The organism is Cellulomonas flavigena DSM 20109, from assembly GCF_000092865.1.
Lineage (GTDB): Bacteria > Actinomycetota > Actinomycetes > Actinomycetales > Cellulomonadaceae > Cellulomonas > Cellulomonas flavigena.
Map to the genome: position 1 here is coordinate 665,174 of NC_014151.1, position 18,655 is coordinate 683,828.

Annotated in this window: 18 protein-coding genes; 14 read left to right on the forward strand and 4 right to left on the reverse strand. The window is 74.0% G+C overall.

Going from position 1 to position 18,655, the window contains the following annotated elements:
• Positions 1-141 precede the first annotated feature (141 nt).
• The 4 genes from CFLA_RS19415 to CFLA_RS03135 all read right to left on the reverse strand — a co-directional run bounded on the left by CFLA_RS19415 (position 142) and on the right by CFLA_RS03135 (position 3,557).
• Positions 142-1,878, reverse strand: a complete 1,737-nt coding sequence (locus CFLA_RS19415; protein ID WP_013115864.1) for an ATP-dependent nuclease — start codon at positions 1,876-1,878, stop codon at positions 142-144.
• 106 nt (positions 1,879-1,984) lie between these two features.
• Entirely contained in the window at positions 1,985-2,359 is a 375-nt protein-coding gene (locus tag CFLA_RS03125) for a type II toxin-antitoxin system death-on-curing family toxin (RefSeq protein ID WP_013115865.1), read from the reverse strand.
• On the reverse strand, positions 2,356-2,559 hold the full coding sequence (locus CFLA_RS03130) for a ribbon-helix-helix domain-containing protein (protein WP_013115866.1): 204 nt from the start codon (positions 2,557-2,559) through the stop codon (positions 2,356-2,358). The genes CFLA_RS03125 and CFLA_RS03130 overlap by 4 nt, the downstream gene beginning before the upstream one ends.
• A gap of 500 nt (positions 2,560-3,059) precedes the next feature.
• Positions 3,060-3,557, reverse strand: coding sequence for an inorganic diphosphatase (locus CFLA_RS03135; RefSeq protein WP_013115868.1), 498 nt, complete (start codon positions 3,555-3,557; stop codon positions 3,060-3,062).
• Between the two features lie 149 nt (positions 3,558-3,706).
• On the opposite strand from CFLA_RS03135, the gene dacB reads away from it, so the two are divergent.
• The 14 genes from dacB to panD all read left to right on the forward strand — a co-directional run bounded on the left by dacB (position 3,707) and on the right by panD (position 18,609).
• Positions 3,707-5,119, forward strand: a complete 1,413-nt coding sequence (dacB, locus tag CFLA_RS03140; RefSeq protein ID WP_013115869.1) for a D-alanyl-D-alanine carboxypeptidase/D-alanyl-D-alanine endopeptidase — start codon at positions 3,707-3,709, stop codon at positions 5,117-5,119.
• Positions 5,120-5,190: 71 nt separating this feature from the next.
• The gene (locus CFLA_RS03145; protein ID WP_013115870.1) at positions 5,191-6,282 is read left to right on the forward strand and encodes a zinc-dependent metalloprotease; all 1,092 of its coding nucleotides are present in this window, start codon (positions 5,191-5,193) and stop codon (positions 6,280-6,282) included.
• 10 nt (positions 6,283-6,292) lie between these two features.
• Positions 6,293-7,453 (forward strand): tRNA lysidine(34) synthetase TilS, encoded by a 1,161-nt coding sequence (tilS, locus tag CFLA_RS03150; protein ID WP_013115871.1) that lies wholly within the window; start codon positions 6,293-6,295, stop codon positions 7,451-7,453.
• Positions 7,454-7,456: 3 nt separating this feature from the next.
• Positions 7,457-8,011 carry a hypoxanthine phosphoribosyltransferase gene (gene hpt / locus CFLA_RS03155; protein ID WP_013115872.1) on the forward strand — a complete coding sequence of 185 codons (555 nt, stop codon included), beginning with the start codon at positions 7,457-7,459 and terminating at the stop codon, positions 8,009-8,011.
• A gap of 142 nt (positions 8,012-8,153) precedes the next feature.
• Entirely contained in the window at positions 8,154-10,202 is a 2,049-nt protein-coding gene (gene ftsH / locus CFLA_RS03160) for an ATP-dependent zinc metalloprotease FtsH (protein ID WP_013115873.1), read from the forward strand.
• A gap of 49 nt (positions 10,203-10,251) precedes the next feature.
• Positions 10,252-10,854, forward strand: a complete 603-nt coding sequence (gene folE, locus CFLA_RS03165) for a GTP cyclohydrolase I FolE (RefSeq protein ID WP_043599623.1) — start codon at positions 10,252-10,254, stop codon at positions 10,852-10,854.
• Positions 10,855-10,865: 11 nt separating this feature from the next.
• Complete coding sequence (gene folP, locus CFLA_RS03170) at positions 10,866-11,813, forward strand: dihydropteroate synthase (protein ID WP_013115875.1); 948 nt, start codon at positions 10,866-10,868, stop codon at positions 11,811-11,813.
• Complete coding sequence (gene folK, locus CFLA_RS21070) at positions 11,810-13,387, forward strand: 2-amino-4-hydroxy-6-hydroxymethyldihydropteridine diphosphokinase (protein ID WP_013115876.1); 1,578 nt, start codon at positions 11,810-11,812, stop codon at positions 13,385-13,387. Before folP ends, folK begins: the two co-directional genes overlap by 4 nt.
• Positions 13,384-13,878 (forward strand): DUF3180 domain-containing protein, encoded by a 495-nt coding sequence (locus CFLA_RS03180; protein WP_013115877.1) that lies wholly within the window; start codon positions 13,384-13,386, stop codon positions 13,876-13,878. Before folK ends, CFLA_RS03180 begins: the two co-directional genes overlap by 4 nt.
• Positions 13,879-13,963: 85 nt before the next feature.
• Positions 13,964-14,479: a PH domain-containing protein gene (locus CFLA_RS03185; RefSeq protein ID WP_013115878.1), complete on the forward strand. Its 516-nt coding sequence runs from the start codon at positions 13,964-13,966 to the stop codon at positions 14,477-14,479.
• Entirely contained in the window at positions 14,476-16,143 is a 1,668-nt protein-coding gene (locus CFLA_RS03190; RefSeq protein ID WP_013115879.1) for a PH domain-containing protein, read from the forward strand. The genes CFLA_RS03185 and CFLA_RS03190 overlap by 4 nt, the downstream gene beginning before the upstream one ends.
• Positions 16,140-17,174 carry a Rossmann-like and DUF2520 domain-containing protein gene (locus tag CFLA_RS03195; RefSeq protein WP_013115880.1) on the forward strand — a complete coding sequence of 345 codons (1,035 nt, stop codon included), beginning with the start codon at positions 16,140-16,142 and terminating at the stop codon, positions 17,172-17,174. Before CFLA_RS03190 ends, CFLA_RS03195 begins: the two co-directional genes overlap by 4 nt.
• Positions 17,171-18,145 carry a pantoate--beta-alanine ligase gene (panC, locus tag CFLA_RS03200; RefSeq protein ID WP_013115881.1) on the forward strand — a complete coding sequence of 325 codons (975 nt, stop codon included), beginning with the start codon at positions 17,171-17,173 and terminating at the stop codon, positions 18,143-18,145. Before CFLA_RS03195 ends, panC begins: the two co-directional genes overlap by 4 nt.
• Positions 18,142-18,609, forward strand: coding sequence for an aspartate 1-decarboxylase (gene panD, locus CFLA_RS03205; protein ID WP_013115882.1), 468 nt, complete (start codon positions 18,142-18,144; stop codon positions 18,607-18,609). The genes panC and panD overlap by 4 nt, the downstream gene beginning before the upstream one ends.
• The last annotated feature ends 46 nt before the right edge of the window (positions 18,610-18,655 follow it).

Genomic DNA, 18,655 nt, shown 5'->3' on the forward strand with positions numbered 1-18,655 from the left:
GCGACTCACCTCAACGAGGTCACCCGTTCGGAGGCGCTGCCGCGGGACCGTTCGTCCTCGCCCGCAGAGCGGGCTGCGGGCGCTGCGTCCCTTGCCCTCGAACCACTCTGGTCGCCTCCCGAGTTACGTTGCGACTTCAAGTCAAGCATCGGCCCCCTCTTCGACAACGGCGTCGGCGTCGCCACGATCGAGCGAGTCGAGGACTGCGCGCATTAGCACTCGGGCGCCGTCGCTGTCGGGCGAGTTGTGCAACCCTTGCTCGAGAACCTCTGCTACCCACGCCGCGCCGTGGCCACCGACCGCCGGAACGAGGTCTTCCATTTCGCCGACGGGCACAAGGTGTATACGCCGGTCAGCGAGTGCTGCGATAATGCGCTCGCATGCGCGGTAAGGGTCGCCCGCTGGCACCGCGGATTTTCCGGAGTTCTTCACGCGATCCCAGCCGTTCTCAATTCGAAGAACGCGGCGTAGGGACTCGATGTTCTTTCGCGTGAGTTCGGGTTCTTCGATTGCATCGAAAGATCGATCTAAGGACTCCTTGACACCCATCTTGCTTGGGTTTCGGTCACCTGAAGTCAATGCAGCATTCAGAATCTTCCAGTCGGTCTCGATAAGACCTGGATCGCCGCCCGCCGACACAAATAGTCGACGTAGCGTCGCCCACTCGTTGAGGGTGTCAAAGTCGCAAATTACCGCTACGGGGACGCTCGCGGCAACAAGCGCCTCCACGGCAGCATGCATTTTGTGCTTACCCCCGCAACTGGTGAATAGGATGTCGGGCCGTCGTGACTCCACCGCTTCGTCTTCAAAAGTGTCCCTGACGGCCGCGAAATACTTGCAATCTGCATCTGCTTCGCAGACTATTACTGCGTCGGTGAAAAGGCCATCCAACAGGTTGGAGTATCGCAGCAATGGGTCTGACCAGAGTTTTCGAACTGCATCGTTGTCGAGAACGGCCGCGTTGTTGATGGTTCGATTCCGCGAGAGTCTGACAAGCGTCGCTGACGCAGAGCTCTCCAGCACCCCATGCACGATTTCCGTACTGTGCGTGCCGACGAGGATGGATCTCTCGGTGGTTGCGGCCTCATCGGCGAGAAGCCGCGCGATATACCTTGCCTGAGGTGGGTGCAAGAAGGCCTCGGGCTCGTCAATCAACGAAATATTCTGGTGGCCGGTGTAAAAGCGGAGCAGCAACCCGAGCATGCTCCGGACTCCATCTCCAACTTGATGGAGCAAGGGAGCCTTTCGGAGTTCGTCGAGGTAAGCGACCGATGGCCGGGGCGAGTCTGGAGGGTCGATATTTCCCACGCGAAACGCCCATTGATTGCCGCCGGACCACGCATCCAGAATTAACCCTGAATTGAACGCTCGACGGCTAATGTCGTTTAGGCGCGTCTCTAGCTCAGGATTTGCATACACGTGATGAAGTGGATGCGAGGGCGAATTTTCATATAGATCCATCGAAGGCGCCGGTTTGCTCGCTTCTAGGCGGCTCTCCGTGTCGGCATGAATCGCGAAATAGCCGCCGACCAGGTGACGGGCGTGCGGGGACGACCACCACTGGCGGATAGAGGAAATCGCTTGGACTCCGTGAACTCCTAGGTGCGCTTGATCGGCTCCCGTCGCCGTCCTAAGAATAGCTCGGTCGGACGCAAACGTTTCAATGAGATCGTCTTCGGAACCAAAGTGCTCTATCTCGGCCTCTCGAATCACGATCCCTGGTTCGCCGGACGACGTCATGAGTTTGATGACGTCCCTGAGTGCCTGGCTCTTGCCTGTGTTGTTTGGTCCGACAATCAGGACAACGCCTGACTCAGGTACGTCAACCGTAGTGCCGTCATTGATCGTTAGCCTCCGGACGACTGCGCGCGCTCGCACTGCGACTCCTGTCTGCCTGGTGAGGCCTATGCAACTGCATCGGGGGCTCGTGTTGCGCGGGGTGTCTTGGCAACTAGTCGCGTTGGCTACGTGGGTCGGGCCGCTGTTACCAGGCCTCGGTGAGTGGGTCGAGGCGGTCGCGGATGCTCTCGACGTCGTCCACCCGGCCGGCGGCGACGTCCATGATGAGGTCGTACGCCTGGTCGTTCGTGGCGGTCAGGCGTGTGCCGTTGACGCCGAGGAAGACGATGGTGCCGGCGAGCGCCAGCCTCTTGTTCCCGTCCACGAGGGCGTGGTTGCGGGTCAAGGAGTGCAGGAGTGCTGCGGCCTTGGTGAGGAGGTCCGGATACGCGTCGGTGCCTCCGACCTGGGTTCGGGGACGGGCTGCGGCGGACTCCACGAGGCCGATGTCCCGGACCACGACGTCGCCAGCGGCCCGTCGTGCGACGACGAGGAGTTCCTCGGCGGTGAGGTAGATCATCGACCGAGGCGCTCGAGCGCTTCGGCGTAGCGGGGCAGCTCGCTGTCCATCACCGCGGTGATGAGGTCGTCGCGCGACGTGCGCTCGATGTAGTCACGGACGGCCTGGCGTGCCACGTCCTGCATCGAGCGGTGCTCGATCTCGGCGCGGCGCCGCAGCGCCTCGGTCTCGGCCGAGTCGAGCCGGAGAGTCATGGCCATGGCCCGACGGTATCAGTGGCGGTATCAACCTGCCATGCCTTGCTCGGCAGGGAGTATCGGCGCGTTGTCGGACCGGCTGCCGCTTGATGCGTTACGCGCGGTGGATCAGCCTGAGGACAGGGCCCGGGAGAGGGCTGGCAGGAAAGTGACAGGTTGGCAAGATGCTGACGCAGTGACGGCTGCGAGCGGGTGTGCCGTCGACGGAACGGCCAAGGCGAAGGCGCGCTACTCAGCACCTACCGAACTCGACGGGGATCGACACGACGCCCCGGAGCATGCCAACCCCCGTCAAGAGGTTCGGCGGACGCGCGCCGCGACGAACCGCTCCACCTCGACAGAACGCACGTGCCTCTGCGGCACCTCTCGGCCCGACAACCTGGCGGACAGGCGCGTGGAACGCGCTGCGGAGCGCTTGACGGCGTCCCGGTCGACGACACGGCGTCCCATCGTCACCTCCCGCGGGCATCCGCGACGAACGCTGCCAGCGCTCCCCAGCAACGTCAGTGCGCGTGGTACCCCGAGTCGATCGCGCGCTGGCGGGAGCGCTCGATCTCGGCCTCCGCGTCGGCGCGGCCGACCCAGTGGGCGCCCTCGACGGACTTGCCCGGCTCGAGGTCCTTGTAGACCTCGAAGAAGTGCTGGATCTCCAGGCGGTGGAAGTCCGACACGTCGTCGATGTCCTGGCGCCACGCGGCCCGCTGGTCGCCCGTCGGGACGCACAGCACCTTGTCGTCACCGCCGGCCTCGTCGCGCATGCGGAACATGCCGAGCGCGCGGCAGCGGATCAGGCAGCCCGGGAACGTGGGCTCCTCCAGCAGGACGAGCGCGTCCAGCGGGTCGCCGTCCTCGCCCAGGGTGCCCTCGATGAACCCGTAGTCGTCCGGGTACCGCGTCGAGGTGAACAGCATGCGGTCGAGGCGGATGCGCCCCGTGGCGTGGTCCACCTCGTACTTGTTCCGCTGACCCTTGGGGATCTCGATGGTGACGTCGAACTCCACTGTGGTTCCCTCCACGCGTCCCCGCCCTTGGCGGTGGGGGTCGATCGGCCTGTGGGCGCGTCGTCGTCCCTGGGCGCCGTTGTCTCGGACAGTAGTCTGACGCACCGGTGCGGCGGTACCGCAGCGGTGCGACGACGAGACGGGTGACGATGGCCACAGCGAGGCGTGTCGCGGGCGTGGGGACGCTCGTGGTGGTGCTCGCCGCCGCGGGGTACGCCACCGCCGACGCGTACGACACCGTGCCCGGCGTCGTCACCCTCGCGCCGCCCGTGCCGGACCCCCTGCCGTTCCCGACCGCGCCCGGGGCGGTCGAGCCGGCGCCCGTCCAGCGTGCGCTCGGTGACCTCGACCCGCAGGTGCCGCTCCCGGCGCCGGACCAGGTGCAGGCGCTCGTCGACGCGCTCGCGGTCGACGCGCGCCTCGGGCCGCACGTGGGCGTCACTGTCGTCGACCAGCTCACGGGTGAGGTGCTCGCGTCGCACGCCCCCGACGAGGGCCTGGTGCCCGCGTCGACGGCCAAGGTCCTCACGGGCATCGCGGCGCTCACCGCGCTGGACCCCGCGGCGACGCTCCCGACCCGCGTCCTGCGTGTGGACGCCGGCACGATCGCGCTGGTCGGCGGCGGGGACATGATGCTCGCGGCCGGTGCCGGCGACCCGTCGGCGACGCACGGGCGCGCCGGCATGGCGGACCTCGCGGCGAGCACCGCGGCGGCCCTCGCGCTGCAGGGCGCCACGAGCGTGCGCCTCGTGGTGGACGACTCGCTCTTCTCCGGCCCGTCGGTCAGCCCCGCGTGGCACCCGGCCAACGTGGGCGAGGGCTTCGTCGCGCCCGTCACCGCGCTCGCGGTCGACGTGGGCCGGCTGCGCGAGGGGGAGTACGCGCCGCGCTCCACCGACCCGTCGATGCAGGCGGCCGAGGTCTTCGCGCAGCGCCTCGCCGAGGTGGGCGTGACGGTCGAGGGACGTCCGACGCGCACGAGCGGCCCGGCCGGCGGCAGCGAGATCGCCCGCGTCGAGTCCGCGCCCGTCGTCGACGTCGTCCACTACTTCCTCGAGACGTCCGACAACTCGATCACCGAGGTCGTCTCGCGCCTGGTCGCGCTGGACGCGGGCCTGCCGCCCAGCTTCGACGGCGCCACGCAGGCGGTGCTGCGCCAGGTCGGCACCCTCGGGATCGACGTGAGCGGTGCGCGCCTCGCCGACGCCTCGGGCCTCGGCGCGGGATCGTCCCTGTCGCCGTCGCTGCTCGCCGACCTCGTACGCCTCACCACCGACCCCGCTCGCCCCGACCTGCGCGACGTCGCCGTCGGCATGCCCGTCGCCGGGCTCAACGGGACGCTCGCGGACCGCTACACGAGGTCCGACGCGCGCGGTCTGGTGCGCGCGAAGACCGGCTCGCTGCCGCGGGTCACCTCGCTGGCCGGGACGGTGCTGGACGCCCAGCGCCGCCAGCTCGTGTTCGCGGTGATGGCCGACCAGACGCCCGAGGGCGGCCAGTGGGCACCGCGCCAGGCGATCGACGGGTTCGTCGCGGCGCTCGCGGCCTGCGGCTGCCGCTGAGCCGGGCCCGCCGCTCCCGACGGCCGGGCCCGCCCCCGGCGTCGCGCGGCCGCGCGGGTTACCGTGAGCCGGTGCAGCCCACCGCGCGAGGTCCCGTCGACTGGCGGGCGGCCGCGCGCCTCGCTGGCCGTGTCGCCGCCCCCGGCCCGGTCGCGGACCGGGCGACGCTCGTGGACCTCGTCGGCGACCTGCGCACGTCGGCGGCCGTCGCCGCGCGGCACGTCGTCGGAGCCACCGGCATGACCCCCGTCGACGGTCGTGACCCCGAGGCGGTCTCGCGCGTGCTCGTCGTCGATCGCGCGCGCTGGGCCGCGGCGAACGCCGAGATGTTCGCGGTCATGGCCGCGCCGCTGGCGACGCGCCGCGACGGCACGCCCGTCGAGGTGCCCGACGCGGCCCGGCTGGCGGCCGCCGCGCAGGTCGGCGGGGTCCTGGCGCTGCTGTCCGGCAAGGTCCTGGGCCAGTACGACCCGTTCACGGCCGCGCCCGGCGAGCCCGGGCGGCTGCTGCTGGTGGCGCCCAACGTGCTCGCGACGCAGCGGCAGCTCGGCGTCGACGGGCACGACTTCCGGCTGTGGGTCGCGCTGCACGAGCAGACGCACGCCCTGCAGTTCGCTGCCGCACCCTGGCTCGCGGACCACCTGCGGGCACGCTCCGCCGAGCTGCTGTCCGACCTCGCGGACCTCGCGCCGGGCGCCGAGCGCGACCGCTCGGCGCTGCCGCACCTCGAGGACCTCCTGGGGGCCGTCGTGCGCGCGGTGCGCGACGACGGCGACGTCGGCGTCCTGTCGCTGCTGACCGAGCGCCAGCGCGCGGTGTTCGACGAGGTCGGCGCGGTCATGGCGCTGCTCGAGGGCCACGCCGACGTGATGATGGACGAGGTCGGGCCGCGCGTCGTGCCGACCGTGCGGTCCATCCGCAAGGCGTTCGAGCGCCGCCGCGACGCCGGCGCGCGCGCCAAGGGACTGGACCGGGCGCTGCGGCGCGTGCTGGGGCTCGACCTCAAGCTCGCGCAGTACCGCGACGGTGCGGCGTTCGTGCGCGGCGTGCGCGGGCAGGTCGGGCTCGACGGCCTCAACGCGGTGTGGAGCGGTCCGACGAGCCTGCCGAGCGCCGCCGAGATCGCGGACCCGGCGGCGTGGGTGCGGCGGGTGCACGGATGACCGCCCGCGCGTGAGCGGGCCGTCGCCCGCCGTCGCGGCCGTGCGGGTCGCGGTGCGCCGTGCGCTCGCCGACGTGCCGCCCGGCGCGACCGTCCTGGTGGCGTGCTCCGGCGGGGCGGACTCGCTCGCGCTCGCGGCCGGCCTGGCCTGGGAGGCACAGGACGGCGGGTGGCGCGCCGGCGCCGTGGTCGTGGACCACGGCCTGCAGGACGGGTCGCACGACGTGGCGCAGGAGGCCGCCGCCGCGTGCCGTCGGCTCGGGCTCGACCCCGTGCGGGTGGTCCGTGTCGACGTCGGCACCGCCGGCGGCCCCGAGGCCGCGGCCCGCAGCGCCCGCTACGCGGCGCTCGACGCGGCCGCCGACGAGCTCGACGCCACGGCCGTGCTGCTGGGGCACACGCTCGACGACCAGGCCGAGACGGTCCTGCTCGCGCTCGCGCGCGGCTCGGGGGAGCGGGCCCTGGCGGGCATGCGACCCGTGCGGGGGCGCCTGCGCCGGCCGCTGCTCGCGCTGCGACGCACCGACACCGAGGCGGCGTGCGCGGACCAGGGCCTCGACCCGTGGCACGACCCGACCAACGGGCGCCACCCGACGGCCGACGTGCCGGCCGGGCTCCCGCTGCGCAGCCGCGTGCGGACCGAGGTGCTGCCCGTGCTCGAGGACGTCCTCGGCCCCGGGGTCGCGCAGGCGCTGGCCCGCACGGCCGACGCGCTCGCCGACGCCGCCGACGCGCTGGACCAGGCCGCCGCGCGCGTGCTCGCGGCCGCGTGGGGTGCGACGCGCGAGATGGCCGGACCGGGCGCCGTGGGTGCGGACCGGCCCGCCGCGGGCGAGGGGCAGCCGGGCCCCGTCGAGCCCCTCGTCCTGGACGTCGGGCCGCTCGCCGACGCGCCCGCGGCCGTGCGGCGGCGCGCGCTGCACGACGCCGCGGTACGCGCCGGGTGCCCGCCGGGAGCGCTCGCGCGGGTCCACGTGCTGGCCGTCGAGTCGCTGGTCACGCGCTGGCGCGGGCAGGGGCCCGTGCACCTGCCGGGCGGCCGGACCGCGTCCCGCGCGTGTGGCAGGCTCTACCTCGGCCGGCCGGACGCGGACGGAGGGCCGGACGCGGGAGGCGGTCGCCCGCCGGGTGATCCCGGGCGGCGGACCGACGGACACGACGACCAGGAGTGAGCTGTGGACGCGGCGGACATGGGTGACGACCTCGAGCGGGTGCTGCTGAGCGAGGAGCAGCTCCACGCGCGTCTGGACGAGATGGCGGCGCAGATCGACGCCGACTACGCGGGCGAGCCGCTGCTGCTCGTCGGCGTGCTCAAGGGCGCGGTGATGGTGATGGCGGACCTGGCGCGCCGGCTGCGCGGCGACGTCGCGATGGACTGGATGGCGGTGTCGTCCTACGGGTCGGGCACCAAGTCGTCGGGGGTCGTGCGGATCCTCAAGGACCTCGACACGGACCTCACGGGCCGTCACGTGCTCATCGTCGAGGACATCATCGACTCGGGGCTGACGCTGTCGTGGCTGCTGTCGAACCTGCGTTCGCGCGGGCCGGCGTCGGTCGAGATCGCCACCATGCTGCGCAAGCCCGAGGCCGCGAAGGTCGACGTGCCGGTGCGCTACGTGGGCTTCGACATCCCGACGGAGTTCGTCGTCGGGTACGGCCTGGACTACGCCGAGCGGTACCGCAACCTGCCGTTCGTCGGCACGCTCGCGCCGCACGTCTACCAGTCCTGACCCCTCGGCGCACCCGCACGGCACCCGCGGCGTCGGGGCCTGTGCCCTGGGCGAACACCACCGGGTACCGCCAGGTCCAGCGTGTACTTTCAAGGGCAGTGTCCCGTCGAGCGGAGGATGAGGGGCCACGCCCCGATCGCCCATGAACGTCAAGCGTCTCTTCCGCGGCCCCTTCATCTGGGTCGCCCTGGCCGTCGTCCTGCTCGTCGCGGCGTACGGCATGCTCCAGGCCCCGCCCGTGCGGCAGGTCGACACGTCCGCAGGCCTCGAGCTCCTCCACGACGGCAAGGTCGAGCAGGTCCTCGTCACCGAGGGCACCCAGCGCGTCGACCTCACGCTGAGCGAGGCCTACGACCCGGACCCCGACGAGGAGGGTGACCTGGGCAAGCGGGTCTACTTCTTCTACGTCACGCCGCAGGGCCCGCAGGTGATCGACGCGATCACGGCGGCCGACCCGAAGGACGGCTTCACGTCCAAGGTCCCGCAGCCGACGTGGTGGGGCAGCCTGCTGACGCTCGTGCTGCCGTTCATCATCATCCTGGGCCTGTTCTGGTTCCTCATGTCCAACATGCAGGGCGGCGGCTCGAAGGTCATGAGCTTCGGCAAGTCCAAGGCCAAGCTCGTGAGCAAGGAGTCGCCGAAGGTCACGTTCGCGGACGTCGCGGGCGTCGACGAGGCGGTCGAGGAGCTGCAGGAGATCAAGGAGTTCCTCTCCGAGCCCAGCAAGTTCCAGGCCGTCGGCGCCAAGATCCCCAAGGGCGTGCTGCTGTACGGCCCTCCCGGGACGGGCAAGACGCTGCTGGCGCGCGCGGTCGCGGGCGAGGCGGGCGTGCCGTTCTACTCGATCTCCGGCTCGGACTTCGTCGAGATGTTCGTCGGCGTCGGCGCCAGCCGTGTGCGCGACCTGTTCCAGCAGGCCAAGGAGAACAGCCCGGCGATCATCTTCGTCGACGAGATCGACGCGGTCGGCCGCCACCGCGGCGCCGGCCTGGGCGGCGGGCACGACGAGCGCGAGCAGACGCTCAACCAGATGCTCGTCGAGATGGACGGCTTCGACGTCAAGACCAACGTCATCCTCATCGCGGCGACCAACCGCCCCGACATCCTCGACCCCGCGCTGCTGCGCCCCGGCCGGTTCGACCGGCAGGTCGCCGTCGAGCCGCCGGACCTCAAGGGCCGCGAGCGCATCCTCACGGTGCACGCGCAGGGCAAGCCGATGGCGCCGGGCGTCGACCTCGCGGTCGTCGCGCGCCGCACGCCGGGCTTCTCGGGTGCCGACCTGGCCAACGTCCTCAACGAGGCGGCGCTCCTGACCGCGCGCAAGGGCGCGCAGGTCATCGACGACCACGCGCTCGACGAGGCCATCGACCGCGTCATCGCCGGCCCGCAGAAGCGCACGCGCGTCATGAACGTCAAGGAGCTGAAGATCACCGCGTACCACGAGGGCGGGCACGCCCTGGTGGCCGCGGCGCTGCGGTACACCGACCCGGTGACCAAGGTGACGATCCTGCCGCGCGGGCGCGCGCTGGGCTACACGATGGTCATGCCGATGGAGGACAAGTACTCCACGACGCGCAACGAGCTGCTCGACACCCTCGCCTACGCGATGGGCGGGCGCGTCGCCGAGGAGCTCGTGTTCCACGACCCGACGACGGGCGCGAGCAACGACATCGAGAAGGCCACCGCGACGGCCCGCAAGATGGTCACGCAGTACGGCATGAGCGCGCGCCTCGGTGCGATCAAGCTCGGCCAGGAGTCGTCCGAGGTCTTCCTGGGCCGGGACGTCGGCCACCAGCGGGACTACTCCGAGGACGTCGCGGCGTCCATCGACGTCGAGGTGCGCGAGCTCATCGAGCGGGCGCACGACGAGGCCCGCGACATCCTCGTCGAGTACCGCGAGGTCCTCGACACGCTCGTGCTCGAGCTCCTGGAGAAGGAGACGCTCAACCAGGAGCAGCTCGCGGAGATCTTCCGTCCGATCGTCAAGCGCCCGCCGCGTGAGGTCTGGATCTCGGGCGACGACCGCACGGTCGACCGCGGCCCCGTCATGACGCCGGCCGAGGAGGCCGTGCGCGACGGGCAGCCGGTGGTGCCGCAGGACGAGGCCGCGGCCGCGCACGCCGAGCACCCGGCGGACGCCGTCGTGGAGCTCCCGCCGACCGGGACTCCCGACACGGACGGGACGCACTGACGTGGGTGACGCACCTGTGGGTACGCCGGGCACGCCGCCGGCCTCGACGATCACGCGGACGCAGGGCCACGGCGGGCGCGCGATCGCACCGTTCGACGAGGAGCGCGCCGCGCGTGCCGTGCGCGAGCTGCTCCTGGCGGTCGGCGAGGACCCGGACCGCGAGGGCCTGCAGGAGACGCCGGCGCGCGTCGCCCGGGCGTACCGCGAGATCTTCGCGGGCCTGACGATGGACGCGCGCGACGTGCTGACGACGACCTTCGACCTCGGGCACGAGGAGATGGTCATCGTGCGGGACATCGAGGTGTACTCCACGTGCGAGCACCACCTGGTGCCGTTCCACGGCGTCGCGCACGTCGGCTACATCCCCGGTGCGGACGGTCGCATCACGGGGTTGTCGAAGCTCGCGCGGCTCGTCGACGTGTACGCGCGCCGCCCGCAGGTGCAGGAGCGCCTCACGTCCCAGGTCGCCGACGCGCTCGTCGAGGTGCTCGACCCGACGGGCGTGCTGGTCGTCGTCGAGTGCGAGCACCTGTGCATGTCGATGCGCGGCGTGCGCAAGCCGGGCTCGCGCACGGTGACGTCGGCGGTGCGCGGTCAGATGCGGGACGTCGCGACGCGCGCCGAGGCCATGAGCCTGCTCACGGCGCGCTGACGGGAGGGCGCGTGGACACGCGGACGGGCGACCACACCGCGGCCCCCGGTGGGCCGCGGCTGACCGCGCTGCCGGCCCACCTGCGCGCACCCGCGCGGACGCTCGTCATGGGCGTCGTCAACGTCACGCCGGACTCCTTCTCCGACGGCGGTCGCTGGTTCGACCCCGACGCGGCCGTCGCCCGCGGGCTCGCGCTGCTCGACGAGGGCGCCGACCTGCTCGACGTCGGCGGCGAGTCCACCCGGCCCGGTGCGCCGCGGGTGCCCGCGGCCGACGAGCTCGTGCGCGTGCTGCCCGTCGTCGAGCGGCTCGTCGCGCACGGCGCGGCCGTCAGCGTCGACACCACCCGCGCAGCGGTCGCCGAGCAGGCCGTCGAGCGCGGTGCCGTGCTCGTCAACGACGTCTCGGGCGGCATGGCCGACCCGGGCATGGCGGCCGTCGTCGCGCGGACCGGTGCGGCGTACGTCGCGATGCACTGGCGGGGGCCGTCGGACGTGATGGACGACCACGACCGGTACGACGACGTGGTCGCGGACGTGCGCCGCGAGCTCGCCCAGCGTGTCGCGGTGCTGCGGGACGCCGGAGTGCGCGACGACCAGGTCGTGCTGGACCCGGGTCTCGGGTTCGCCAAGACGGGGGAGAGCAACTGGCCGCTCCTGGCGCGCCTGCCGGAGCTGCTGGCCGACGGCTTCCCCGTGCTGGTGGGGGCGAGCCGCAAGCGGTTCCTCGGGCACCTGCTGGCGGGTCCCGACGGCACACCCGCGCCCCCCGAGGCGCGCGACGAGGCGACCGCGGCCGTCACCACGCTGGCCGCGGCTGCGGGAGCATGGGCCGTGCGCGTGCACGAGGTGGGGGCGTCGGTCGCCGCGGTCCGGGTCGCCGCGCGCTGGCGGGCCGCGCAGGGCGAGGCAACGGCACGGCGCGCGACGTCGCGCGCCGGACAAGGAGGAGCACGGTGAACGTGCAGGACGACACGTACGACGAGGCGGGGCGGCGGTGGGACCAGATCCGCCTCACGGGTGTGTCCGCCACCGGGTACCACGGGGTGTTCGCGCACGAGCGGCGCGAGGGGCAGACGTTCGTGGCCGACGTCGTGCTGCACGTCGACACGCGCCGCGCCGCCGCGAACGACGACCTGGCGCACACCGTCGACTACGGCGAGGTCGCGCTGCTCGTCGCGGCCGTCCTGTCGGGCGAGCCGGTGGATCTCGTGGAGACCGTCGCCGAGCGGATCGCGGCCACCGTGCTCGCGCGGCCCGGCGTCCACGCCGTCGACGTCGCGGTCCACAAGCCGCAGGCGCCCATCACCGTGCCGTTCGGGGATGTCGTCGTCTCGATCCGCCGCGACCGCAGCAAGCTCCCCGCGGCCGAGCCCTACCGGCCGGCGACGGGTCAGGTGCGCCGCCCGGCGGACCCCGAGCAGCAGCACCCGCGCACCGCACCGCTGCCGCTGACGGACGTCGCGCCGGCGTTCGCGTCGGTGGACGTGGTGCACGCGGACCCGCCGTCGGCCGCCACGGCGACGAGCCCGTTCGCCCCGACCTCGTCGGACCCCGTGCCGTCGACCCCGACGCCGTCCAGCCCGTTCGCCCCCACGTCGGTGGGCCCGGTGCCGTCGGCCCCGACACCGGCCGCGCCGGTCCCGGCCGGCCCGTTCGCCCCGCCGCCCGCGCCCGCGCCGCTCGCCGCGCCGCCGCTGCCCTCGCACCTGCCGGGGCCGCCGCCCGCCGCCCCTGCGGCGCCGGTGACGTCGCCCGCGGGCCCCGACGGGCCGGGCTCCGTCGTCGTCGGCCCCGCTCCCACCGGTGCCGTGCCGACGGGCGTCGTGCCGGCGGTCGGGATCGCGGCGGGCCCCGTCCCCGCGCACGTGCCGGTGCCCGACGCGGCGCGCACCGAGCTCATGGCCCCGGTGACGGACGTCGTCGACGCCGAGATCGTCCTCGACGCGCTCGACGAGCCGCCCGCGCAGCCGGTGCGCGCCGTGCTGGCGCTGGGGTCGAACATCGGCCCCGCGCAGGAGACCCTGCGGCAGGCCGTTGCCGACATCGCCGCCACACCCGGCGTGGAGGTCGTCGCGGTGTCGCCGCTGGCGCGCACGGCCGCCGTCGGCCCGGAGCAGCCCGACTTCCTCAACGCCGTCGTCCTGGCGCGCACCACGCTGTCGCCGCGGGACCTGCTGCGGGCCGCGCACGCGGTCGAGGACCGGCACGGGCGCGAGCGCCACGAGCGTTGGGGGCCGCGCACGCTCGACGTCGACGTCATCGTGCACGGCGACACGCTCGCGGTGACGGACGACCTGGAGCTGCCGCACCCCCGCGCGCACGAGCGGGCGTTCGTGCTGCAGCCCTGGGCGCAGATCGACCCCGAGGCGCAGCTGCCGGGCCTCGGCGGCGGCCCGGTCGCGCAGCTCGCGGCCACCGCGCCCGACCGTGACGGTGTGCGGTGGATGGCGCTCGACTGGCTGACGGCTCCGGTGCCGGCCGCGAACCCGGAGCCGGACAACGCGAGCCAGGGCGAGGCGCACCTGCCGTGAGCGCGACCCGCGTCCGCACGCTCGTCCTGGTCGCCGTGGGTGTCGCGGCGGTGACCTGGTGGGTCATGCAGATGGCCGTGGGCCGCGGCGCCGCGACGCCGCCCGACGTGCCGTGGCTCGTGGTGGCGGTCGAGCTGCTGATCGGTGCGGTGGTGCTCTCGATGGGCTGGGCGGTGCGGCAGTACCAGCGCGGGAAGCGTCCGACGCTCGACCCCGTCCGGGCGGCCCGCACGGCGGTGCTCGCCAAGGCGTCCTGCTACACCGGTGCGCTGCTCACCGGCTGGTACGGCGGGCAGGCGCTGTCGCTGCTGACCGACGCCGACGTGCCGGGCAGCCTGGAACGGGCGGCGGCCGCCGGCCTGGCGACCCTCGGCGCCGTCGTCCTGGGTGCCGTCGGGGTCGTCGTGGAGCACTGGTGCCGGATCCCGCCGCCCGACGCCGAGGGGTCGGGGCTGGGACGCGCCGCGGACCTCGACCCGTCCGCGGGCTGACGCGGGGGACGCCGCCGCGGCGACCACCCCGAGATCCGCCGTACGACCGACCCGGCGCACCCGGTGCGTGCGGGAGGATGAGCCCATGACCACCCACCCCGAGGCGCCGGCCCCCGGCGCCGACCCGTTCGAGCTCCACGACGTCGAGTGGACCGCCGTGTCGCCCCGCCTGGCGACGGCGCGCATGGTCGTGCTGGGCATCTGGGCGGTGGTGCTGCTGGTCCCGACGGTCGCTGTCGCGGCACTCGTCGGCGTCGCCTGGGTCTGGGCGTTCCCGGGGGCGCTCGCCCTGCTGCTGCTGTGGAGCGCGCTGCTGATCCACCGCCAGGTCCGTGCGCTGCGCTATGCCGAGCGCGCCGACGACCTGCTCATCCGCCGCGGCATCCTGCTGCGCTCACTGGTCGTCGTGCCCTACGGCCGCATGCAGTTCGTCGACGTGAGCTCGGGCCCGCTCGCGCGGCGGTTCGGCATCGCGACGGTGCAGCTGCACACCGCGGCGCCGGGCACGGACGCCACGATCCCCGGCCTGCCGCCGGCCGAGGCGGCGCGCCTGCGCGACCGGCTCGCGTCGCGCGGTGAGGCCCGGCTGGCGGGCCTGTGAGCACGGCCCTGAACCCCGTGCCGGAGTCCGCCGGCGAGGAGAGCTACGACTGGCGGCGGCTGCACCCGGTGACGCCGGCGCTGCGCGGCTGGAAGGTGCTGGTCGCGTTCGTCGCGGTCGTCGGGTTCCAGATGTCCGACACGCTGCGCCAGGTCGCGGACGCGCTCGGGCCCGGCCGTGCCTGGCTCCTGGTCCTGGGCGCCGTCGTGCTCGTCGGCGTCGTCGGGTTCGTCTACTCCGCGCTGGCGTGGCGCGTCATGCGGTACGCGGTGACTGACAGCGCCGTGCACCTGCGCACGGGACTGGTGTTCCGGCAGCAGCGGCAGGCGCGGCTGGACCGCCTGCAGGCGGTCGACGTCGTGCAGCCGCTGCTCGCCCGCCTCCTGGGCCTCGCGCAGCTGAACCTCGAGGTCGCCGGCGGTGCCGGGTCGGCCGTGCAGCTCGCGTTCCTGCGGGAGTCCGAGGCCACCGCCCTGCGTGCGCAGATCCTGGCGCTCGCGGCGGGTGTCGGGCCGACGTCCGCGGGGGCCGTCCCGGCCGCCGCCCCCGGGACCGGGCCCGCGCAGTACAGCCCGCCCGCGCAGGACGGCGTGCCCGCGCAGGAGGGTGCTGTCGTCCCGGTCGCGGCGCCGGTCTACGCCGCCGCCCCCGAGCGGCAGGTGTACGAGCTGCCGATGCCGCGGCTCATCCGCTCGATCCTGTGGTCCGTGCCGCCGTGGTTCCTCGTCGCGCTGTTCGGTGCGCTCGTGGTCGTCAGCATCGTCGTGGGTGACGTCAGCGGCCTGTTCGTCATGGTGCCGGCCGCGCTCGGCGCCGGCGGGTACGTCTGGAACCGCATCAACTCCGGGGCGACGTTCCGCGCCGCGGCGTCCCCGGACGGCATCCGGCTGCGCCACGGCCTGACGGAGACCCGCACGCAGACCGTCCCCCCGGGTCGCGTGCAGGCCGTGCGCCTCACCCAGGGTCCGCTGTGGCGGCGCCACGACTGGTGGCAGGTCGAGATCAACGTCGCCGGCTACGGCGCGACGACCGACGCGCAGAAGGGCTCCACGCTGCACCCCGTCGCGACGCGCGCCGAGGCCGCGGTCGCGCTGTGGCTCGTGCTGCCGGACCTGGGCGTCGACGACCCGGTGGCGGCGCTCGACGCTGCGCTCGCGGGCCGGGACGACGACGGCGGCTTCACGCCCGCGCCGCGCAGCGCCCGCTGGGTCGACCCCTTCAGCCGCCGCCGTCACGGCGTGCTCGTCACGCGGACCGCGCTGGTCATGCGGTCGGGCCGGCTGTGGCGCACGGTCGTCGTCGTGCCGCACGAGCGCACCCAGAGCCTCGGCCTGGAGCAGGGGCCGCTGCAGCGTCGCCTGGGTCTGGCGACGTTCGTCGCGCACTCGACGCCGGGCCCCGTGGCGCCGCGCGTCCAGCACCTCGAGGCGCACGTCGCGGCCGCCCTGCTCGAGGAGCAGTCCGAGCGTGCCCGTCAGGCGCGCGCGGTCGCCGGGCCGGAGCTCTGGATGCGCGCCGCGACGGCGGACCTCGGCACGGGCGTCGCGGGCACGCACGCCGCGGTGGACGCCGACGCGCCGCAACCGGTGCCGCCGGCGCCCGCTCCGGTCCAGGTGCCCACCCACCAGCCGTCGGCACCCGCCCCGGGGGAGCCGCAGGCGTGAGCGCCGACCCCGCGTCCCGCCCGGGGCGCCTCGGCGTCGGTGTGGTCGGCGCGGGGCGCGTCGGCGCGGTGCTCGGCAACGCGTTGCGCGGGGCGGGGCACCCGGTGGTCGGCGTCTCGGCCGTGTCGGCCGAGTCCCGCGAGCGGGCCGCGACGCTGCTGCCGGGCGTGCCGGTGCTCGACGTCCCGGAGGTCGTGCGGCGGGCCGAGCTCGTGCTGCTCGCGGTGCCGGACGACGCGCTGGCGCCGCTCGTGCAGGGCCTGGCCGACACCGGTGCGTGGCAGGCGGGCCAGATCGCCGTGCACACGTCGGGAAGGTTCGGGGCCGACGTCCTCGCGCCGGCGCGCGCGGTCGGTGTGATCCCGCTCGCGCTGCACCCGGCGATGACGTTCACGGGCACGTCGCTGGACCTGGCGCGGCTCGTCGGGTGCGCGTTCGCCGTGACGGCGCCGGCGCCCGTGCTGCCCATCGGGCAGGCGCTCGTCGTCGAGGTCGGCGGCGAGCCCGTCGTCGTCGCCGAGGAGCAGCGCCGCCTCTACCACGCGGGCCTCGCCCACGGTGCGAACCACCTGGTGGTGCTGGTCGCGCAGGCGGCGCAGGCGCTGCGCGCGGCGGGCGTCGGGGAGCCGGGCCGGGTGCTGCGGCCCCTGCTGGAGGCCGCGCTCGACGGAGCGCTGCGCGCCGAGGACGCCGCCGGCACCGACGGCCCGGGTGCGATCTCCGCCCTCACCGGCCCTGTGCGGCGCGGCGACGCCGGCACGGTGGCCGACCACCTGGCCGTGCTGGGGGCGCTGGGCGCCACGAGCGGTGCGGTGGACCTCGCGGCGGGTTACGGTGCCCTGTCACGCGCGGCGGCGGCACGCGCCCTCGGCGCGGGCCTCACCGGCCCGGACGCCGTGCAGCGCGTGCTCGACGCGCTCGCGGGCATCAACGGGCCGCCGGCGACGTTGCAGCAGGAGGACGACGGCCCGCCGCACCCTGGTGCCGGGTCGACCGACGACGGCGGTACCCCGCCGCAGGAGGACGCATGAGCACCATCCACCCCGCGCTGGTGCGCGACCGCGACGCGCTCGCGGCCGCGCTCGCCCCGCAGGACGCCGCGACGCTGCCGCGGTCCGAGGACGACGGTGCGCGGCGGCCGTACCGGCGAGCCGTGGTCATGACCATGGGCGCGCTGCACGCCGGCCACCTCGCGCTGGTGGAGCACGCGCGGTCGCTGGCGGACGTCGTGGTCGTGACGATCTTCGTCAACCCGCTGCAGTTCGGCCCGAGCGAGGACCTCGCGCGCTATCCGCGCGACCTCGAGGGCGACCTCGCGCTGCTGTCGGGCCCGGGCCTGCTGCGTGCCCAGGACGTCGTGTTCGCGCCGACGGTCGACGTGGTCTACCCCGACGGCGACCCGGCGGTCCGCGTCACGGCGGGGCGCGTGGGGGAGGTGCTCGAGGGGCGGTCACGGCCGGGCCACCTCGACGGCGTGCTGACGGTCGTGCTCAAGCTGATGCACCTCACGCGGCCGGACGTGGCCGTCTTCGGCCAGAAGGACGCACAGCAGGTCGTGGCGGTGCGGCGCATGGTCCGCGATCTCGACGTGCCGGTGGACGTCGCGGTGCACCCGACGGTGCGCGAGCGCGACGGTCTGGCGCGCTCGAGCCGCAACGCGTACCTGTCCGCGGAGGAGCGGGCACGGGCGCTCGCGCTGTCCGCCGCGCTCGACGCGGGCCGGCGGGCCGCCGAGGCGGGGGAGGGCCCGGACGCCGTGGTCGCCGCCGCGCGCGCGGTGCTCGGCGAGCGCCTCGCGGACGACGACGCCGTGGACTACGTGGCGCTCGTCGACTCCGCGACGCTCGAGGAGGCCGGGCCCGGCACGGGTGAGGCGCTGCTGCTGCTCGCCGCGCGCGTGGGCGCGACGCGGCTCATCGACAACCTGCCGCTGACGCTCGGGGGCGTCGCGGCACCGGGGACCGCTGCGTCCCAGCACCGTACGGACGGAGGTGCCGCGTGACGACGCTGCAGCGCACGATGATGACCGGCAAGGTGCACCGCGCGACGGTCACCGCCGCCGACCTGCACTACGTCGGGTCGATCACGATCGACGCGGACCTGCTCGAGGCCGCGGACATCCTGCCCGGGCAGCAGGTGGACGTCGTCGACGTCACCAACGGTGCGCGGCTGACGACGTACGCGATCGCGGGCGAGCCGGCCGGCGGGCAGGTCTGCGTCAACGGCGCGGCCGCGCACCTGGTGCACCCGGGTGACGTCGTCATCGTCATCGCGTACGGCACGATGTCGGACGCGGAGGCGCGCACGTACACGCCGCACGTCGTGCTGGTCGACGCGGACAACCGGCCCGTCGACGTGGGCGACGACCCGGGGCAGGTGCCCGAGGAGTGGACGGAGCGCACGGGGCTCGTCGCCTCGGGCGTGCCGCTGGCGGACGCGCGCGCCGCCCTCGACGCGTCCCGCTGACACCCGCTGGTCACGTCCGCCGTCCGGGGCGGGCGCGCGAGTAGGG

Excerpts from the sequence above, each read along its gene's own strand:
- CFLA_RS03185 (WP_013115878.1), top strand. The coding sequence starts at position 13,964 with ATGACCACCCACCCCGAGGCGCCGGCCCCCGGCGCCGACCCGTTCGAG.
- dacB (WP_013115869.1), top strand. The coding sequence starts at position 3,707 with ATGGCCACAGCGAGGCGTGTCGCGGGCGTGGGGACGCTCGTGGTGGTG.
- panC (WP_013115881.1), top strand. The coding sequence starts at position 17,171 with ATGAGCACCATCCACCCCGCGCTGGTGCGCGACCGCGACGCGCTCGCG.
- CFLA_RS03125 (WP_013115865.1), bottom strand. The coding sequence starts at position 2,359 with ATGATCTACCTCACCGCCGAGGAACTCCTCGTCGTCGCACGACGGGCC.
- CFLA_RS03130 (WP_013115866.1), bottom strand. The coding sequence starts at position 2,559 with ATGGCCATGACTCTCCGGCTCGACTCGGCCGAGACCGAGGCGCTGCGG.
- ftsH (WP_013115873.1), top strand. The coding sequence starts at position 8,154 with ATGAACGTCAAGCGTCTCTTCCGCGGCCCCTTCATCTGGGTCGCCCTG.